The sequence below is a fragment of the Solibacillus cecembensis genome, from assembly GCF_050272495.1.
Classification (GTDB): Bacteria; Bacillota; Bacilli; order Bacillales_A; family Planococcaceae; genus Solibacillus; species Solibacillus cecembensis.
Window position 1 is genome coordinate 1 of record NZ_JBNNMF010000015.1, and the last position, 17,951, is coordinate 17,951.

15 protein-coding genes and 1 pseudogene are annotated in these 17,951 nt (G+C 37.4%); 1 reads left to right on the forward strand and 15 read right to left on the reverse strand.

Translation table 11 applies throughout. The features are described 5' to 3' along the window. From ACQKIH_RS13780 to ACQKIH_RS13835, 12 genes and pseudogenes are all read right to left on the reverse strand, one after another. Positions 1-1,209 (reverse strand): annotated as a pseudogene (locus tag ACQKIH_RS13780) (hypothetical protein); the annotation flags it as partial. Positions 1,210-2,445: 1,236 nt separating this feature from the next. After that, entirely contained in the window at positions 2,446-2,715 is a 270-nt protein-coding gene (locus ACQKIH_RS13785) for an S-layer homology domain-containing protein (protein WP_427766924.1), read from the reverse strand. Positions 2,716-2,893: 178 nt separating this feature from the next. Further along, positions 2,894-4,411, reverse strand: coding sequence for a glycoside hydrolase family 10-like protein (locus tag ACQKIH_RS13790; protein WP_427766927.1), 1,518 nt, complete (start codon positions 4,409-4,411; stop codon positions 2,894-2,896). Positions 4,412-4,972: 561 nt separating this feature from the next. Beyond that, positions 4,973-6,406, reverse strand: coding sequence for a 4-hydroxyphenylacetate 3-monooxygenase, oxygenase component (gene hpaB / locus ACQKIH_RS13795; protein ID WP_427766929.1), 1,434 nt, complete (start codon positions 6,404-6,406; stop codon positions 4,973-4,975). A gap of 134 nt (positions 6,407-6,540) precedes the next feature. Continuing rightward, positions 6,541-7,167 (reverse strand): LysE family translocator, encoded by a 627-nt coding sequence (locus tag ACQKIH_RS13800; RefSeq protein WP_427766931.1) that lies wholly within the window; start codon positions 7,165-7,167, stop codon positions 6,541-6,543. A gap of 211 nt (positions 7,168-7,378) precedes the next feature. Further along, positions 7,379-8,281: a ribokinase gene (gene rbsK / locus ACQKIH_RS13805; protein WP_427766934.1), complete on the reverse strand. Its 903-nt coding sequence runs from the start codon at positions 8,279-8,281 to the stop codon at positions 7,379-7,381. Between the two features lie 43 nt (positions 8,282-8,324). Next, positions 8,325-9,254, reverse strand: a complete 930-nt coding sequence (locus tag ACQKIH_RS13810) for a nucleoside hydrolase (RefSeq protein WP_427766936.1) — start codon at positions 9,252-9,254, stop codon at positions 8,325-8,327. Beyond that, positions 9,251-10,063: an energy-coupling factor ABC transporter ATP-binding protein gene (locus ACQKIH_RS13815; RefSeq protein ID WP_427766939.1), complete on the reverse strand. Its 813-nt coding sequence runs from the start codon at positions 10,061-10,063 to the stop codon at positions 9,251-9,253. The genes ACQKIH_RS13810 and ACQKIH_RS13815 overlap by 4 nt, the downstream gene beginning before the upstream one ends. After that, positions 10,060-10,920, reverse strand: a complete 861-nt coding sequence (locus ACQKIH_RS13820; protein ID WP_427766941.1) for an energy-coupling factor ABC transporter ATP-binding protein — start codon at positions 10,918-10,920, stop codon at positions 10,060-10,062. Before ACQKIH_RS13820 ends, ACQKIH_RS13815 begins: the two co-directional genes overlap by 4 nt. Beyond that, positions 10,917-11,657 (reverse strand): energy-coupling factor transporter transmembrane component T family protein, encoded by a 741-nt coding sequence (locus tag ACQKIH_RS13825; protein WP_427766944.1) that lies wholly within the window; start codon positions 11,655-11,657, stop codon positions 10,917-10,919. Before ACQKIH_RS13825 ends, ACQKIH_RS13820 begins: the two co-directional genes overlap by 4 nt. After that, entirely contained in the window at positions 11,650-12,270 is a 621-nt protein-coding gene (locus ACQKIH_RS13830) for an ECF transporter S component (protein ID WP_057985184.1), read from the reverse strand. The genes ACQKIH_RS13825 and ACQKIH_RS13830 overlap by 8 nt, the downstream gene beginning before the upstream one ends. A 94-nt stretch (positions 12,271-12,364) precedes the next feature. Then, positions 12,365-13,375: a LacI family DNA-binding transcriptional regulator gene (locus ACQKIH_RS13835; RefSeq protein WP_427766946.1), complete on the reverse strand. Its 1,011-nt coding sequence runs from the start codon at positions 13,373-13,375 to the stop codon at positions 12,365-12,367. A gap of 417 nt (positions 13,376-13,792) precedes the next feature. Here ACQKIH_RS13835 and ACQKIH_RS13840 point away from each other — a divergent pair, with 417 nt between their 5' ends. After that, positions 13,793-14,338 carry a GNAT family N-acetyltransferase gene (locus ACQKIH_RS13840; RefSeq protein ID WP_427766949.1) on the forward strand — a complete coding sequence of 182 codons (546 nt, stop codon included), beginning with the start codon at positions 13,793-13,795 and terminating at the stop codon, positions 14,336-14,338. Between the two features lie 431 nt (positions 14,339-14,769). Here ACQKIH_RS13840 and ACQKIH_RS13845 read toward each other — a convergent pair whose 3' ends face one another. The 3 genes from ACQKIH_RS13845 to ACQKIH_RS13855 form a co-directional block, all read right to left on the reverse strand. Then, positions 14,770-15,918 carry a cyclically-permuted mutarotase family protein gene (locus ACQKIH_RS13845; protein WP_427766951.1) on the reverse strand — a complete coding sequence of 383 codons (1,149 nt, stop codon included), beginning with the start codon at positions 15,916-15,918 and terminating at the stop codon, positions 14,770-14,772. A gap of 215 nt (positions 15,919-16,133) precedes the next feature. Continuing rightward, positions 16,134-16,988 (reverse strand): MurR/RpiR family transcriptional regulator, encoded by an 855-nt coding sequence (locus ACQKIH_RS13850; RefSeq protein WP_057985173.1) that lies wholly within the window; start codon positions 16,986-16,988, stop codon positions 16,134-16,136. 18 nt (positions 16,989-17,006) lie between these two features. After that, entirely contained in the window at positions 17,007-17,885 is an 879-nt protein-coding gene (locus tag ACQKIH_RS13855) for an ROK family protein (RefSeq protein WP_427766954.1), read from the reverse strand. Between the last annotated feature and the right edge of the window lie 66 nt (positions 17,886-17,951).

Consider the following 17,951-nt stretch of genomic DNA (forward strand, 5'->3'; position numbering starts at 1 on the left):
TCCATCCTGTTCTACATCTGTACCACTAATAAAAACTGCTCCATTCAACGTCGCTGTTCCTTCATTAAAGCTAGGCGTTACCTTGCTTTTGTATATCCCTCCATCTGACACACCTGTTACAATCGGGGCTATCGTGTCTGGAGGTAGTGCTGTGTCTATTGTGAAGGTTACTGTCGTAACATTGCCGGCTGTATCTGTTACAACTAGGGTATACACTCCATCCTGTTCTACATCTGTACCACTAATAAAAACTGCTCCATTCAACGTCGCTGTTCCTTCATTAAAGCTAGGCGTTACCTTGCTTTTGTATACCCCTCCATCTGTCACACCGGTTACAATCGGAGCTGTCGTATCTATTGTGAAGTTTATCATCGTTACATTGCCAGCCTCATCCGTTACGACCAGAGTATACACACCATCTAAAGCAACCTGTGAACCACTAACAAAAGCTAATCCGTTTAAGGTTGCAGTTCCTTCGTTAAAGGTAATCGTTTTGACCGTATTGTATATTCCACCGTTCGTTAATCCCGACACAACAGGTGATGTCGCATCAACCTTGAAGGTCACCGTCGCACTATTGCCTGCTGGATCGGTGACAACCAACGTATACGTTCCATCCTGCGTAATATCTGTACCACTGGTATAGGGACTCCCATTAAGCAATCCGCTGCCTTCATTAAATAGAGGATTAACTTTGCTGTTATATGCTTTGTTATTCACTACATTCGTAATAACAGGAGCTATTGTATCTACTGTGATCGTACTGCTAATAGTTGAACTGCTCGTATTACCAACTTTATCTTTATATTGTACATATACGGTCTTAGCTCCCTCGCCAGCCGATAGGACCCATGACCTCCCGTTCAGGTCAGCGATACTGAACCAACTGGTCTGCCAAGTACCATTAATATTAGAAAGGCGCGCCTGCTCAACTCCTGAGCCGCTTCCATCCGTATAGATCCCTTTCAAAGTTACTGTAGCCGAATTCGTCCATGTGGCACCATCATTAATGATCAGTGTACCTGTTGGGGCTGTCTGATCCAATAGAATGGTTTGAGAAGAATTTGCTGAGAACCCACTGTTGGAATCCCTTAACTGCATATAGATAGTCTTCGCTCCATCTCCTCCTCCTAGACTGTATGTTGCTGTATTGCTGAAAGGCAACCAAGATGCTGTGGATAAATTATCCCCGCTATCCGCAAATCTCATATGGGTAACACTATCACCAGCGTCAGGATCTGATCCCGTTACGGATAGATTGACTGTACTTGCTCTTGTCGCTGCTCCTTCAGTAATCGTGAAAGAACCTGTAGGAGGAGTATTGACATGTCCAGTCTCATAAGTAACAACCAGTTTCGGGCGGTATGCAGCTTTCGAGCTTTCCGTGGAATAAAATAAAAATTTCCCGCTATCCGCATCTGCTTCATTCCCGTTAAGTATAAAGGTTATTTTGCGATCAGAAGCATCTGTAAAGTCATCGACAGCACTCTTTACATTAAGCGTAATTGTCTGATTCTGAAGATAAGTACCCATCGGCACCTCAGCAGTGCTCTTCGCAATGAATTTATCTGCATAGGGGCTTTTCGTATCTACAGAGGGGAAAGTACCATTGAAATTATGGTCCAATGCATTCGCAGCAGAGCCCCTAACTTCCATATACAAAATATGATTAGGAGCTCTGAGAACATTAGCAATCGTCAAAACCAGCTCTGCTGACACGATAGTCCCCTCTGGCGCCCCTAGATCGAAGGTTAAGCCCATTCTATTCCGCACATTGGTGAAGCCGTCATTATTGCTCATGCCGACATAAAGATAACCATCACCGTCATTATCATAAATACCGTTATATTCCGCTTGGCCATTTAGTTGCATCGTATCTGCGGTGGCTGTATAGGTTTTTGTTACTGTACCCCCTGTAGCTTGTGGTGCAAAATCAGGTACGATTACAGATAACAAGAGAATTATTACCACTAATCCTGCCCATTTATTTTTCTTCATCTACTATCCCTCCTTGAACGTTGTTATAAACAACTCTATTAGTCTGTGCTTCAACTAACAGTATCTAGATTCGTACTCTATCAACACCTCTGTAACAAAACCTAAAATTATCCTTTTCGAACCTCCCTTTCTTTTATATTTAGATACTTATCTCTTCTAAGCGTCTCACCTCCGCTATAAGATAGGAATTGATTGTGCAATACTGACAAATGTTAATGGTACATATATTTATCTTCAAAAAGATAAAAACTATCCAAAATAAAACACTCATCTTGCGTCATTCTTATTAAGAATAAATAGCAAAGGTTAAATTTAGGTTAAAAAAATAAAATATTTTAAAAATAAGAGAAAAGGACTATTTTGTAAAATAATTGCCCAGCTCATGATGTAATAGAAAAAACAGGGCATCTAAAAAACTGATATTTCAGCTTCTAGATGCCCTGTAATTTAGTTACTAACTTTTAATTGTTCTACTATCTTTGCCGTGTTCACAAGTATTTTCGCTGCCTGTGCACGTGTGATTGGCTTGCCTGACATGAAGTTTCCTTCTGAGCCGTCTGCGATGCCAAGTTCATGCAACATAGAAATCACATTTTTTGTTTCTTCATCATACTTGTCGATGTCACCAAATGGAGCAATTTGTGTTGGGCTGTATGGCCCGCCCGTAAGCATTTCGTATATGCGATACAAAATTAACGCAAATTGTGCGCATGTCACTGGCCATCCAGGAAGGTACTTGTCCCACCTGGTGTGATACTAAATGCGAGTACAAGTATTTTTGCCAGTTGTGCACGCGTTAGCGATTCGTTTGGATTGAATGCCCCGTTCGAACCGTCTACAATACCCGCTTAATGAAGTTTCATAATCGCCTCATAGTATGGTTGGCTCGTTGGAGTTACTCTGGCTCTTCAGCTACTGGTAACATAGGTTGTCCATCTTGTAGAACAAAGGCAGTTTTACTTTCCACACCTGTTGCAGATATTGACTTTATGCCATACGTGTATACTTTATGCTTGTTTGCAGTAGTATCTACATAAACAGTATTCCCTTGTGTGTTATAAACTACGTCTACTATATTTTTAACGCCTTCATATGATCCTTCTTTTGTGCCATCAAATCTATATATTACATATTTTCTTGGCTGCGTACTATTTTCATCTGTAATCGTAAGCTTCATGCCGGAAGACTCTTTACTCAATTTAACATCGGTTGGATATAAAGGTACAGTTGAGTCTTTCCAAACAGTTGCAGGTGTTAAAGCTTTATAATTGTATAGTTGCTGTTTTAGATAAGGAGCATATCCAAGAGCGTTATTGTTAATGCTTTTTAGTGAAAAATGCATTTGTCCTTGGGTATTTTTATTTGCTCTGTTGGCGATTACTTGGTTGGTAAGTTCCGTCTTATTTTTCCATGCAACGTCGGAGTCATTGCCAACTTTATAATCGGCCATGCCAATATAGAGATTAACAGGGTGGACTTTTGCGTACGTTTCAACTTCTCTTCCCCACCAGTCTAATAAAACAGAGTAATTGGCTGCTTTATTACTTCTAGACCAATAGATTTGGGGAGTAATGTAATCGATATTGCCATCTTTCATCCACTGTCTTGTATCCGCATAGAGATCATCGTAATTACTCATCCCATTTGTGTTACTTCCAGTAGCATCTTGCCCTTTGTTGCGCCAAATGCCAAACGGAGATATGCCATATTGAACATGTGGTTTAATTTCGTTTATGCTTGCATATACATTTCCCACTAATTCATTCACATTATTTCGGCGCCAGTCTTCAATTTTATTGAATGAGCTACCATACTTTTTAAAAGTTTGTTGATCTGGAAACGTTTCACCTTTAATTTTATAAGGATAGAAGTAATCATCCATATGTACAGCGTCGATATCATAGTTGCTTACTAATTCTTCGATCGTTGATACTAAGTAATTTTGAACTTCTGGCAAACCAGGATTTAAGTAGTATTGTTTACCATATTTCACTACCCAGCTAGGATTTTTACGCGCTACATTGTCAGCTGCTAGATCCGACAAAGTTTGCGAAGCCATCGTGACCCTATAGGGATTTACCCAAGCATGTAGTTCTAATCCTCGCTTATGTGCTTCGTCTAGCATGATTTGCAAAGGGTCAAAACCTGGGTTGGTCCCTTGTTTTTTGCCAGTTATGTACGATGACCACGGAGCAAGCTCAGACGCATACAGTGCATCATTTAATGGCTTAACTTGAAAAATAACTGCATTATAGTTAGCAGCTTTTAATTTGTCTAAAGTACTTTGAGCCCATTGCGTATATTGAGCTTTCGTCATACCTGCCTTCATATCAATGTTCAAGACTGATGAAATCCAGGCTGCACGCATTTCATTTTTAGGTAGTGAATCAGCTGTAGCCTTTTGATTTGTCAAAACAGGGGTAAGTAAAAGTAACACCAAGAAAGTTGCTAGGTACTTACCGAAATTTTTTTTAAACATGACTAATAAAACCTCTCCTTTTTTGGCTCCACACCATAGCCTGTACTTGCCAACAAATCCCCCTACAATCGGACGCTTACTATACCATGCGCTTACATATAGTGGGGGTTATTTTAAGTCAAGTACATGTTTGACAATGGTCCATTATTTCCCATAAAAGCATTTTAATTACTAGTTTAAATAATATAACCTGACTGTTATATATATTAATTTTATTGTAGCATAGTTATGATTAAATGTGGAAAGAGGTCAAAATTTTAGTAATTCAAGATTGTCAATATATTTCAATAAGAATGCCGGATAAACTTATAGGAATGTTAACGATATTTATGGGGCAAACGGATAGAATGTTGAAAGTGATGGATAGAATAAAAAAAGTGTTGGATATGAATCAAAATGTAACGGATTGAACCACCATTTTGACGGATAACCACAAAAAAATAGCTTGCGAAAATCATGACGATTTCACAAACTATCCCTTTAACTTAAAACCCACTACGACTTCCGTAAAAAATCTTCCACCCGCTTAACAAGATGCTCTCTGCTATACGATTGATATAAACCACTCGATAAACGCACTGGATCCCCGAAGAAAAAGCGTTCGTATAACGTTTGCCGTGTGCCAAAGCTACTCATCGTTAAATCCCAAGCGAGTCTAAATTTCTTCACCCGCGCTTCCCCACCATCAAGAGCTGACTGTAAATACTGCTCCAAATCACCATCATCTGCTTGAAAGGCTTTCTCAGTCGGAATGGACATTAAACCACTCGCACCGAGCAATTGAATAATTTCTGTAAAGGTTGGATATACCTTTGGAAAAATTTGAATCGCTACTTGCAGTGTCGGATGATCTGGGCGCAAATAGCCGAATCCATCTCGCTTTGCCTCTTCCTCTGACTTTAACTGTAACGCCTTCATCGTTTCTAAAGCGACAATTACATCCACGACCTTTTGCTGAACATGCTGATAATCGCCAATATTGATCGTATCGACTATCGATTGCACAACCCCTAAAACAAATTCAGTCTTAGCAATTTGTCGCGATAATACTTGGTGTAAGCTAAATGCTTGAAATCCACTGACATTCATAAACTGAGTGGCTACTGCTATATTTTCATAGTAAAAGACGCGATTCCATGGTACAACAACGTCATCAAATACGACAATCGCATCCATTTCTTCAAAGCGAGTACTTAGTGGATGGTCAAATGTGGACGCTCCTCCAACAAAAGATTGTCTGCAAAGAAACTTCAATCCTCCCGTATTACTCGGAATCGAAAAACAAAAGTTCCTTTCTTCATCAAAGCCATTCATCGATATTACTAGCAACTCATCAGTAATCCCTCCTTGAGTAGCAAGCAATCTCGCCCCTTTAATAACTAAACCTTCACTCGTTTTATCGACTATTTTTGCTGCAATCGTTACTTCTTCATCTTCAAAATAAAACTTTTGTCGATTTACTTGTGGCTCGATAAATGTATGGGTCATCGTCAAATCCTGTTCACGTGCATATTCATAAAATTGAAGTAAATGCTCTGGAAAACAATTCGGTTTATTTTTCAAAAAATCTGCAGCTGATGCAAGTGCCATTAATGTCGTATTCATATAATCCGGGCTGCGTCCCATAAAACCTTGATGCGATAATGCCCATTCCCGGGCTGCATGCCTTCTCTTCACTAAATCTGCCTTCGTTATTGGCTGTAAAAAAGACATTCCAACCTTTTCACCACTCGTTGGAGACAAATACAGCATCCTATCATTAAGCCCATCTTTATGCTGTAAATCAAAAAGCTTTGCCTGATTTTGCATAACCCCTTTGAATGCTGGATGCTCCGAAACCTTCCCCGTCACAACCTCTCCGTCAATCGAAATATATGTCTTCAATGCATCAATACGGTCTATATACTGTCGCCCAGTCATCACTGACATACCCACACTCCTAAATTTCGTCGATTCCTTTGTTTTCCTTTAATATATGACTCACCAGAATTATTCGTTCTCCCTAATATTTTCACAAAAAAACAGCGACACTAGCTTTATAGCTGCTAGTATCACTGTCCGTATCATCCATTAGATTTTTCCAATGCAAGCTTCATCCCAAAGCCAATTAATACACTCCCTGTCAGCACTTCAATAACAGATTGCGTTGCAGGACGTTTCATGAAGTTGCGGATAACTCCAAGTAAAAATACATAGAGAAGAAACCAAAGAAACGTTAGCACTGTATAAATGACGCCCATCAATAAAAATGACCAAAATGGCTCACTGCCTGGTGCTAAAAACTGGGGTAAAAATGTAAGGAAAAATACCGCAACTTTCGGATTCGTTATATTCGTAATAAATCCTTGTTTAAAAAACGAATTGCCCTTCGCAACGACGAGCGTTTCTTCATCCACTTGATTTTTCTTTGCACGCATATTCATTAATGTCCGAATCCCTAAATAACAAAGATATGCTGCACCAACGTATTTTAAAATCGAAAATGCGACAGCTGATTTTACGATGATGGCCGACAAACCCGCAACCGCCGCAACCGTATGAATGACTAAGCCAATACACGAGCCGATCATCGTTTGCATACCCGCGTTACGCCCACCAACAACTGTATTTTTCGTCACAATTGCCGTATCAGGTCCTGGCAAAATAATTAATAGCACACACGTAATAATAAAAAGCGTCACATTGACCATGATTATTCCCCTTTTCTCTTTCTTTAAAAATAATATGATTTTTCTGATTATAATAGAAAGACTTTTTCAGCGCAATGGACTTTTTCTTTAATTTTAAAATTATATATAAAAAAGGGAATGACCGAATTTACGTTTCGTTCATTCCCTTACCTATTATATGTTTCATTTTCAACTGAAATATTGAATCGTTCTATAACGAGTTTCAGTTTATTTAAAGCATCCAGTTCGCTTGAAAACGGGCATCTTGTTTTAAATCTTTTAGTAATGGCATTCCACCTTGCGCACCAAACTTTTCAATTGATATGGCAGCGCATAAATTACCAATTTTAATACTTTCAAGAAGTGAATTACCGCTCGTGATGGCTTGCGTAAATGCCCCACTAAACGTATCCCCTGCGCCTGTAGTATCCACTGGTGTTGCTTTATACGCATTCACGTTCACGACCTTTTCTCCGTCATGGAATGCAACGCCTTGTTCACCTAATGTTACAATCAGCTGATTTGGCATGGATTGCAATGCTTCTTCAACTGTTAAGTTTGGAAATAATGCCTCTACTTCATGTTCATTCGGTATTAAATAGTTCACTTTACCCAATACACTTTGTGTTACTGCTCTCGCCGGGGCTGGATTCAATATACAAAGAACTTTATGAGTGAAGCAAATATCGATGATTGTTTCAACAGCCTCTTTTGGAATTTCATGCTGAATCAGAACAGCCTTACTGTTGATGATTTTCTCTATATTTTTTTCGACCCAACCTGCATTTGTGTAGGCATTTGCACCTTCTATGACAACAATGCTATTATCCTGTTCCGTTAGTATAATATGTGCTGAACCTGAAGGTATACCATTCACAACATCAATGCCTGAAACATCCACGCCGTTGTCTATTAAATTGGTCAAAATTTCTTTACCAAAATGATCACTTCCAATGTGACCTATTAATCCACTTTGTCCACCTAATCGGGCAACTGCTACAGCTTGATTGGCCCCTTTTCCGCCAAACGTCATTTCAAAAGAGTCCCCAATAACGGTTTCTCCTTGCTTTGGTTTTTTTGAAGTAGAGACAACAAAGTCAGTCGACATGCTCCCTACTATTACGATCCCTTCCATTTTATTTTCCTCCTTCCTTATAAATTATCTCGAATTTTCTCCGTTAAATATTATCTAATCGTGCTAGCGCCTGAAATAAGCTGTGCACATATGCTTCTCGGTCAATATCTTCAAGGACAAGTATGTTCTCTACTTGTGCTGGCTTTAAACGGCGATCCGCAATCGTCATTCCTCTTGTCATACAGTCATCCGTTACAACATCTACATGATAACGTTTCCCTGTAAACATTGTAGGATCTAATAAATAGCAAATCGCACATAGATCATGTATTGGGCTATCCACAAATCCAAATTGTTTGCCCGATTCGTTGTAAAATTTAAGTAGCTCGTAAACTAATTGATGAACTTCACCACGATTTTGAAGTGACTCGATCTCATCAAGCGTTACATACGCTTTTTCTGTTACATCTAAGCCCGACATCACAAGTTGCACTCCTGATGAAAAGACAATTTTCGCTGCTTCTGGATCTACATAAATATTAAATTCAGCTGTTGTGGTCATATTTCCTCGGCGAATGCCACCACCCATTAAGCTAATCATTTCGATCTTTGATTTCACTTCTGGGAACGTTTTTAATAGAAGTGCTATATTCGTTAACGGGCCTAAACCGACCAACGTTACGGGTCCTTCTTGTGCCATAATTGTTTGATACATATATAAAACTGCATTGTCACTCACAATTGGATAATTATTATCTTTAAAATAAGGACCATCCATTCCCGTATCACCATGTGCCTCTGGAGCAGTATTCAAAGGTTTCACTAATGGTCCTTCTTGTCCTATAGCTAGTGGCACATTCGCATTAACATATGCTAATATATTTTTTGCATTTTTAGTGACCTTTTCTATTGTTTGATTCCCGCCAATTGTCGTTACGGCTAATACATTTAATTTTTCTGGATTTGCCAGGGCTACTAGTAGAGCGATCGCATCGTCATGGCCTGGATCACAGTCAATAATGATATTTCTCATGAATTGATTCTCCTTTTTATAGCTGATACCATCTCGTCTAACGTAATAATTGGCTCATTTAGATTGAGTGAATAGGCTAATTGACTAATGTACGGTTGTTTTAAATGACTTTTCCCAAGTAATTCATGGTCCCAGAATACTTCTCTCGCATTGGCATCGCGAAGCACTTGCTTTTCTGCCATAACAATTACTCGATTAAAATGATTCGCTACAAACTCCATATCATGTGTAATCGTTATAACCGTTTTACCTTGAGCCGTTAAGTGGTTTATTAGGTCTACCAAAAGCTTTGTTGCGTGTCGGTCCTGCCCCGCTGTAGGTTCATCTAATATAATTATATCTGTGTCCATAGCAATTACTGCTGCAATCGTAATAAATTTTCGCATCGCATAAGGGAGGTTATATGGGTGTTCTTCCAACCATTTCGTCAAACCACATAGTTCCGCCGCATGTAGTGCTTTCTCTTTCACTTCACTCGCAGATAACTTTTGATTTTTCGGGCCAAAAGCAATTTCACTATAAATGTCACTATGGAAAATCTGATCATCTGGATTTTGAAACACATACCCTACTTTTTTAGAAACTTGAGCCGTTGTAAATTGACTCGTATTTTCACCATTAATCAGGACTACACCTGATGTAGGCTTTAACAACGCGTTCATTAATTTAACGGTAGTCGTTTTTCCGGCACCATTTTGTCCGATAATCGCTACAGATTCACCTAAATCAAATTGCATATTTATATGTTGAACAGCTTGAAAGCCATTTGGGTACGTAAAACTAACATCTTTTAACTGTAGAAAAGTCATGACTTACCACCCTTTATAAGAATTTTCTCGATTGCCTGTTGTGCTTCCTCTAGCGTAATTGGAATGGTTGGCATTGTAATACCCGCATCCTGCAAAGCTAAGCTAAGTAGCGCTACTTGGGGCAACTGACCACCATATGTCAATACTTCTTTATTAGTAAAAACTTCTGATGTTTTACCAATCATTTTAATTTCACCTTGACTCATCACAATGACTTCATCTACATAAGCGGCTATTAAATCAATTTTATGCTCCACTAAAATAATCGTTTTCCCTTTTTTCTTCATCAAATCAATAATCTTAAATATTTCCTCTGTACCTTGAGGATCTAACTGAGAAGTTGGTTCATCAATCACAATTACTTCAGGATCTAAAGCGATAATAGCTGCTAAAGCTACACGTTGTTTTTGACCACCTGATAATTCAAAAGGATTCTTTTCTTGAAGCGCTTCCAACTTAAACATCGCGATTAGTTCACGTACTTTTTCACCAATCACTTCAGGTGCAGTTCCTAAGTTTTCCAATCCGTAAGCAATTTCTTCAAATACAGTTTCTTTCACGCCAGAAATTTGTGTAAAAGGATTTTGAAACGAATAACCAATTTTTGTAGCTAAATCACCCATTGAATACTCTTGAATAGCTTTCCCATCTAGTTCAATTTCACCTGTCAGCTTGCCACGGTAAAAGCTTGGGATAAATCCGCGAATCACATTACACAGTGTCGTTTTCCCAGCATCGTTATGCCCTACGAGTCCATACACTTTTCCCTTTTCAATCGATAAGTTTATATTTTTAAGCACCTGTTCTTTTTCTAACGGATACTGGTAATAAACATTCTTCATTGTTATCATACTCATTTAAAAAACCTCCACCATACGAATATCATAAAGCCGATGAAAATCACACTGACCACTAAATAATCAACTGGCTTTTTACTCATTTGATAATAGCTCGATTTACGAACAGTTGCCGAAAATGCACGTGCTTCCAACGCTAAAACCTTTTCTTCCGTTTGTTGAATCGATGATAAAACGAGTGGCCCTAACATCGGTAAAAACGCCCTTAGTCTGATCATTAAAGAACCTTCTGTCTCAATACCACGAGACTTTTGGGCCTCTAAAATGGTTTGTGACAATTTCTTCATTTGAGGGATTAATTGAATCGTTGAATAAATGACGAACGTGAACTTTTTTGAAAATCCTGCTTTTTCTAAAGCAAACATCATATCTTTAATTGGCGTTACTAAGAAAAACCAAATTAAACTTGAGCTAATCGCAATGATTTTAGATGTCATCAATAAGCTAGCTTCTAGGCCTTCTTTGTAAAGCGTTAAAATCCCTTTCGACCAGATAACTGTATCTGAAGGAATTAAGAAGCATTGGAAAACAAAAATAAATAGCGCGAGTACAAATATTGATTTTATAAAAGCAGATAAAAACTTAGTTCCTACCCCTGATATAAAAGCAATTATGATAAATATAGGGAAAACACTATATTGAGATATGTAACCTGGCATCATTAACGTAAATAGAATAACAGCTAATACGATGCTCATTTTCGTTGAAGGATACAGCTTTTGAATAGCATTAGTCATTTTGCTTAAACACCTCTCTTAGCTTCTTCGGAATATAGTTCCAACCGTAGTTTAATTTCACTAAAAATCTAGGTGGAATGCGTTTAATTAGGAACAAAGCGATTGCCATATTAATAATCGTATTGACCGTTCCAGAAATAATATTTGTTGAGATAACCGATGTCCAAATTTGCTGTCCTGCTGCTAAAAATGTTGCTGTAATCAAATCAACACCTGATCCTGTAACACCACCGAATAATAAAACGACAACGACTGCAGAAGACATAGCTGCAATAACGGCTCCTAGTGCACCCGCAATCACGATGCCTACTACGTTCGTATACATCTTCCATTTTGAGAAGTAACCTGTTGCTAACCCAACACAAATTGATACAAATCCGAATGGAATCGAAGTTGGATTTAACATCCCGTTTACTAAGTTTCCGAGGCCCCCGGTAATGAGTCCAATCCAAGGTCCCGCAATCATTGCTACTAACGTGGTTCCGATTAAATCTAAGTACACCGGCAATTTAAGAATGGATGATAATTGATATCCGACTACACTTAGTGACACCCCTACAGGAATAAGTAAAAGTGCTAATAGAGTAAAGTCATGTTTAATTCCTTGCTTCACTGTTATTCTCCTCACAAAATAGCTGTTTTAGTTGTAAATGTTTGCTTCTTTTCCTAGAAAATGAAACGTTTCATTTTTAGCGATAAAAGAAATACTAATTTATTTCTTTTATCGAAGCGCCTTGTTGAATAGAACATTCCAATATTTTTATTTCTGGATTAGCATGATTGCCTTTCAAACTTTTCAATATTTCTTCCGCCGTATAATAGCCGATTTCTTCTACTGGCTGCGTAACGATTGCCAAGTTAGGTTTTATCACTTTTGATATTTCATCTAAATCAAAGGCAATTAACGAAATGTCTTCATATACTTGTAAAATATGTTCATTCAAACATTCTAAAACCCCTAAGGTCATATCATAATTCGTCACAAAAATAGCTGTAGGTCGATTAGGTAACTTTAAAAGTTGTTCACAGGCTTTATACCCTTCAACTTTAAGGTATTTTCCGTAAACTTGGTATTCGTCTTTAATTGGGACATGATAATGATCCAATGCTTGTAAATAACCCTTTCGACGTTCATCCGAAGTATAACCACCTCTATCACCCAATATAATCCCCACATCACGATGCCCCGCTTTTATTAACAACTCGGTTGCCTTAAATGCTGCATTTGCATTATCTACAAGAACAAAATGCTGCACAGTACTCGAGTTGAACAAACGGTCCAAAACAATGATTGGAATCGATTTCACCATAACCTCTAACCATTGCTGTAAAAATTGATGATTGGCATGTGGAATGACTAATAGGCCATCGACTTTTTGATAGACTAAATTTTGCAACTTCGCTTGATCTACTTTTGAATCGCCTGTTACAACACAGATGATTACCGTGTAGCCATGCTCGGCCAAAATTTTTTCGATGATTGCTACAATTTTTGTCGAAAACGTTAGCTCTAATGATGGCACGATAAAACCTATATTACTCGATAATTTCGTACGCAACCCTCGTGCAAATAAGTTCACATTGAAATCTAGTTGTTCTATCGAATCTTCAATAAGTGCCCTGTTCTTCTCCTTCACTTGATGACCGTTTAAATACTTAGAGACTGTTCCTAAAGACAATCCGGTCATTGCAACTATATCTTTTATCGTCGCTGCCAATAAAATCACCCCAAAAATGAAACGTTTCAAATTTATGTAATCATTTAATCCGCAATGATTTTATCATGCAAAACTGTTATATGTCAATACGATTTATTGTATCAATTTTTCATCTTGTATTGATACAGATGTGTCCATACTAAAACTTGAGCTTGGAATAAAAACATCATTTTTTTGATAGGCCGCGGGTTTGTCTAAAAACTGAAGGTAACACATATCTTTTTATTGGGGGGTATTCGTCCACTTTTAAGACTAGACACAACGGACAACTATTTATAGGTACCTTCTAGAGATTCTCTTTTCATGAAGGGAAATCGTCAATCTTACTTGTTGCCGTAACGACCTTCGTATTATTATGATATAATTCCTTAATTAAGTTTTTTAGGTTAGTAGTGAATTAGATAGGAGAAAAGTTTTATGAAAACAATCAAATTAATCCAGCATGATAATCAATTTGCATATGATATTCATCGCTTATCACAAGCACCAGAAGTAAAAAATGCACTTGGGTTACCTACGCAAACGATTGAGGATACAAAAGAATTTAATTACCGTATGTTAGAAGATGAAAAGAATGGTAAAACCGTTTCACGTCTCATTTTAAATGAGGAAGGAAAATTAATTGGTGTTTCCTCTTTAATGTTCATCGATCGAGCAAAGAATAGTTGTCATATCGGTAGTTGGATTGGCTATGAATATTGGGGACAAGGATACAATTTACTTTCTAAAATAGACATGTTAAAAATAGCATTTGAAGAACTCCAATTAGATGTCGTGTTTGCAGGCGCAAGAAATATCAATATTCGTTCTCAAAAGGCCCAACAAAAATTGCCCTTTATTCGATTGAACGTTGAAAATGAGTTTCCTCAGGAACATAAATTTTTAGAAAACAAGGAAAAACAACCATGTGTCCTCAATGCTTTTTATAAAGATGATTTTATCCAATTTATGAATGATGAATGATGAATGATCAATTTTCAGCAATCTGTAGTTTAGATCAAACAGGCTTGTGTAAAAAGTTCCTCGTTACGCCTTATCGTCTCTAGTCCGTCCTTTTTTCTTGAAAGTCTGGTGTATAAAAAATACCTGTAGTTAGGACACTCTTTTTCAAGTGTCCTAACTACAGGTATCATATTAGTGTTACATTTCCTCTATTTGCTTTTTTATTCTTTCTATTTCAATAGATGTATTTACTTTTATTTTTGTTTCTAAATTATCGATTAATGCATTTACGAATTCAATCAACTTCATCCCAAAAATTCTTCTTAACTCTTGTCTGTCAACTTCTTGTAGTAAGGATGCCCCAATTTTATCATGTTCTTTTTGATACCTTGAAACTTCCTTCGTGAAATGGATGGAGATGCCTATTTTTTTATATACGTTGGTCGTAATTGCTACTTAGAAAGGATTGTTCCTGAATAAATAGCATTCGTTCTTACCCCTGGCTTCGTTTCGCCATTAATCGAATAAATCGTATCTTTCATTAAAACTAGCCCTTCTCCACAAGGCGCATCAAATGGAATTTTTCCTACTGATCTCCAAGTATCCTTTTTCGCATTATAAATTAAAATATCTTTATTCCAGTTAAAATCAACAGGGTCCGTATTAAAGTAAGTTGTTCTGAAAGCTAATAAGTCATCGCCTTGTAATGTGCCTAAATTTTTTACGGCATGGTCATATACTTCTTTATTAAATCCGCCAATTACCATCATTTCGTCTTTATTTAATTTGACTGAGTTTGCACCTAATAAAGAAATTTCTTTTTTACCCACTTTTACTGATGAAACTTTTGACCATGTGTTTTTTTCGATATTGTATTTATAGCCATCTGTATACGCGATGGAGCCCCCACCACTAAATACGTACAAGTGTCCATTTAATATTTGAGCCACACTTTGATTGCGCACCGTTTCTCCTGGTATTGTTGCTAATTCACGCGTTTTTGAAGTTTTTAAATCATATTCATATAATTTATTACTCTCTTTCCCATTTTGCTTGCCAAGTCCAATGTACAATTTCCCATCGTTTTCAGCCGCAACCCCATCACTAATCGTGAATGGTAAATCGCCTACTTTTTTAACGTTTAGTTTATTTTTTTTGTCTACTGTTAGCAACGTAATATCATCTGCGTATTCTTTTTCAGGGCTACCTCCAATATAATAAACCCCTGCATCTGTTGTTACGGAAGATCCATAGCCAATTTCATGAGTAAGATTCGTATGCTCGACCATTTTTAATTGATTATTACTCTTTTTTAATACATAGATATCGGAATAATGTTTCTTTGCTCCCCCATTTAAAACGGATTCATAAGGGAAATTAGCCCCTCCACCAACGATGACATAATCTTTATAAGCCCCTGCTAACACACCTGCTGTTCCAATATTTTTATCAAATCCCTTTTGTGCCTCTAACGCTCCTGCATGTTCCCAAACGATTCTTTCTACCGATTTTTCACCATCAGCTGCACTCACTTTCCCACCAACATTCCCACTCAAAATCAACATTGATGCAATTGCCGTTACGAATAATCCTTTTTTCAAAGTATTTCCTCCTCATTTTTTATTTCAAAATATCACCCGGTCGCTTGATTACACCATGCTATCATCCAAATTTACAGTTTTGAATATTCAGATAAAACAGGTTAAAAAAAAGCAGCTTTCTAAGTCATATTTTGTATATAAAAACTATTACGAGCAGCCAAAAAGGACATGACTTCCCGTAACAGTTTAAATAACTAAATTCATAGGTTTCCACTTTACAGCATCTTTTCAATAACCGCATTTGCAGTTCGTTCTTTGTTGTGAACTGCTTCCTGATTCGTTCTTTTAAAATATTCAAAGTAGAGTAAATCTAAAAGATACAGTTGTGCGATCTTTGCAGTTAAACTCCCACCTTGAAGCGGGCCTTCATTCGCACCGCAAAGTAATGTAATATCCGAGTAACTGGTCAAAGGAGATTTTGCGAATCTAGTAATAGAAATAATTTTTGCGCCGCGTTCTTTTGCTACTTTTGCCACTTCAATCGTATCTTTTGTTGAACCCGAATAGGAAATGAGGACAGCTACATCTTTTTCTGTCATTAAAGCCGCAGACATCACTTGAAGATGTGAATCGATGGAGCATTCCGTTTTATTCGTAATCCTCATAAACTTGTTTTTCGCTTCCATTGCGGTCATTAAGGAGGAACCTACCCCAAAAAAATGAATTCTTTCCGCTTGAACCATACTTTCAACCGCATCGGAAATATCATTTTCTGTCATTAAGTTATACGTCTCTGTCATTGCATTGATATTTGAAGAGAGCACTTTAGATGCTAGTTCTCCAATTGTATCCTGCATTGTAATGGTGCTAGAAAGTTGTGGGGTTTCGTCATCAAGAGAAATACTATGAGCTAATACAATTTTAAATTCTTGGTATCCTTTTAAATCCATCGTTTTGCAAAATCTAAAAACACTGGATTCCCCTACGTTACATGCATCTGCCAAATCCGTGATAGACATGTAAATAACCTCTTTAATATTTTCAAGAATATAGTCAGCTACTTTTTTTTCTGTGTTCGTAAATGAATTGTACCTTGAATGAATAAGTGAAAATAGATCTTGGTTTGCCATGTGGGAACTCCTTTATTTTCATTTTAAATGTAGAGAGACTGCACCAAGAAGACCCGCTTTATTTCCAAGGGAAGCTTTCATAATTTTCACATCTGAAAAGCACTCCATCGTTAACTCTCGAACTTTACTTGATACCATATTGACCACACTTTCCTGCTCCATCACGCCACCACCAATAATAATTGCTGGAGGGTTAAAAATGTGAACAAGGGAAGTGAGACCTACCGCTACTTCTTCCACCCAGTCGTTAAGAACGATTTCGAGGCTTTTATCTCCCTCAGTTAATCTTTCAAAAATCATGCGACCATTTATTAAATCGGGATGTATTTCCTTTGCCCTCTTGATTAAAGCGGTTGCCGAAGCGTATGTTTCATAGCACCCAGCCTTACTACAGTTACACTGATTTCCAAAAGGGTGAGTAATGATATGTCCAAATACTGCCGCCAGACCGTTATGTCCTCTATAAATTTCAGAATTCATGACGATGGCACCACCAATACCTGTACCATAAGTTAAACAAAGAAAATCATTAAACTCCTTCGCAACTCCGAAATTTTGTTCTCCTAAAGCGGCTGCGTATACATCATTTTCAACTTTTACAGGAACGTTAAATTGATTTTCTAAAATCTTCTTTAATTGTGTACCTGTATAATGAGGAATATTGTCATTCGCATAAATGATCGAACCTTCTATACTATCTACTTGCCCAGCAGTGCTTATACCAATTGCATCAAAGTCCTCGTATTCGCTTATTATCTTAATTAGTTTTTCAACTAAATATTTTCCACCTTTTTTACTTTCTGTGTCGAACTCTTTAAATAGCTCAATCTTGCCCTCTTTATTTGAGATGCCAACTTTTATAGATGTTCCACCAATATCGGCTGCCAATATTTTCATTTTAATCACCTTCTACACCTATCTTTTCATGCAGAATAATCCCTTTTAATAAAGGAATTATTCGGT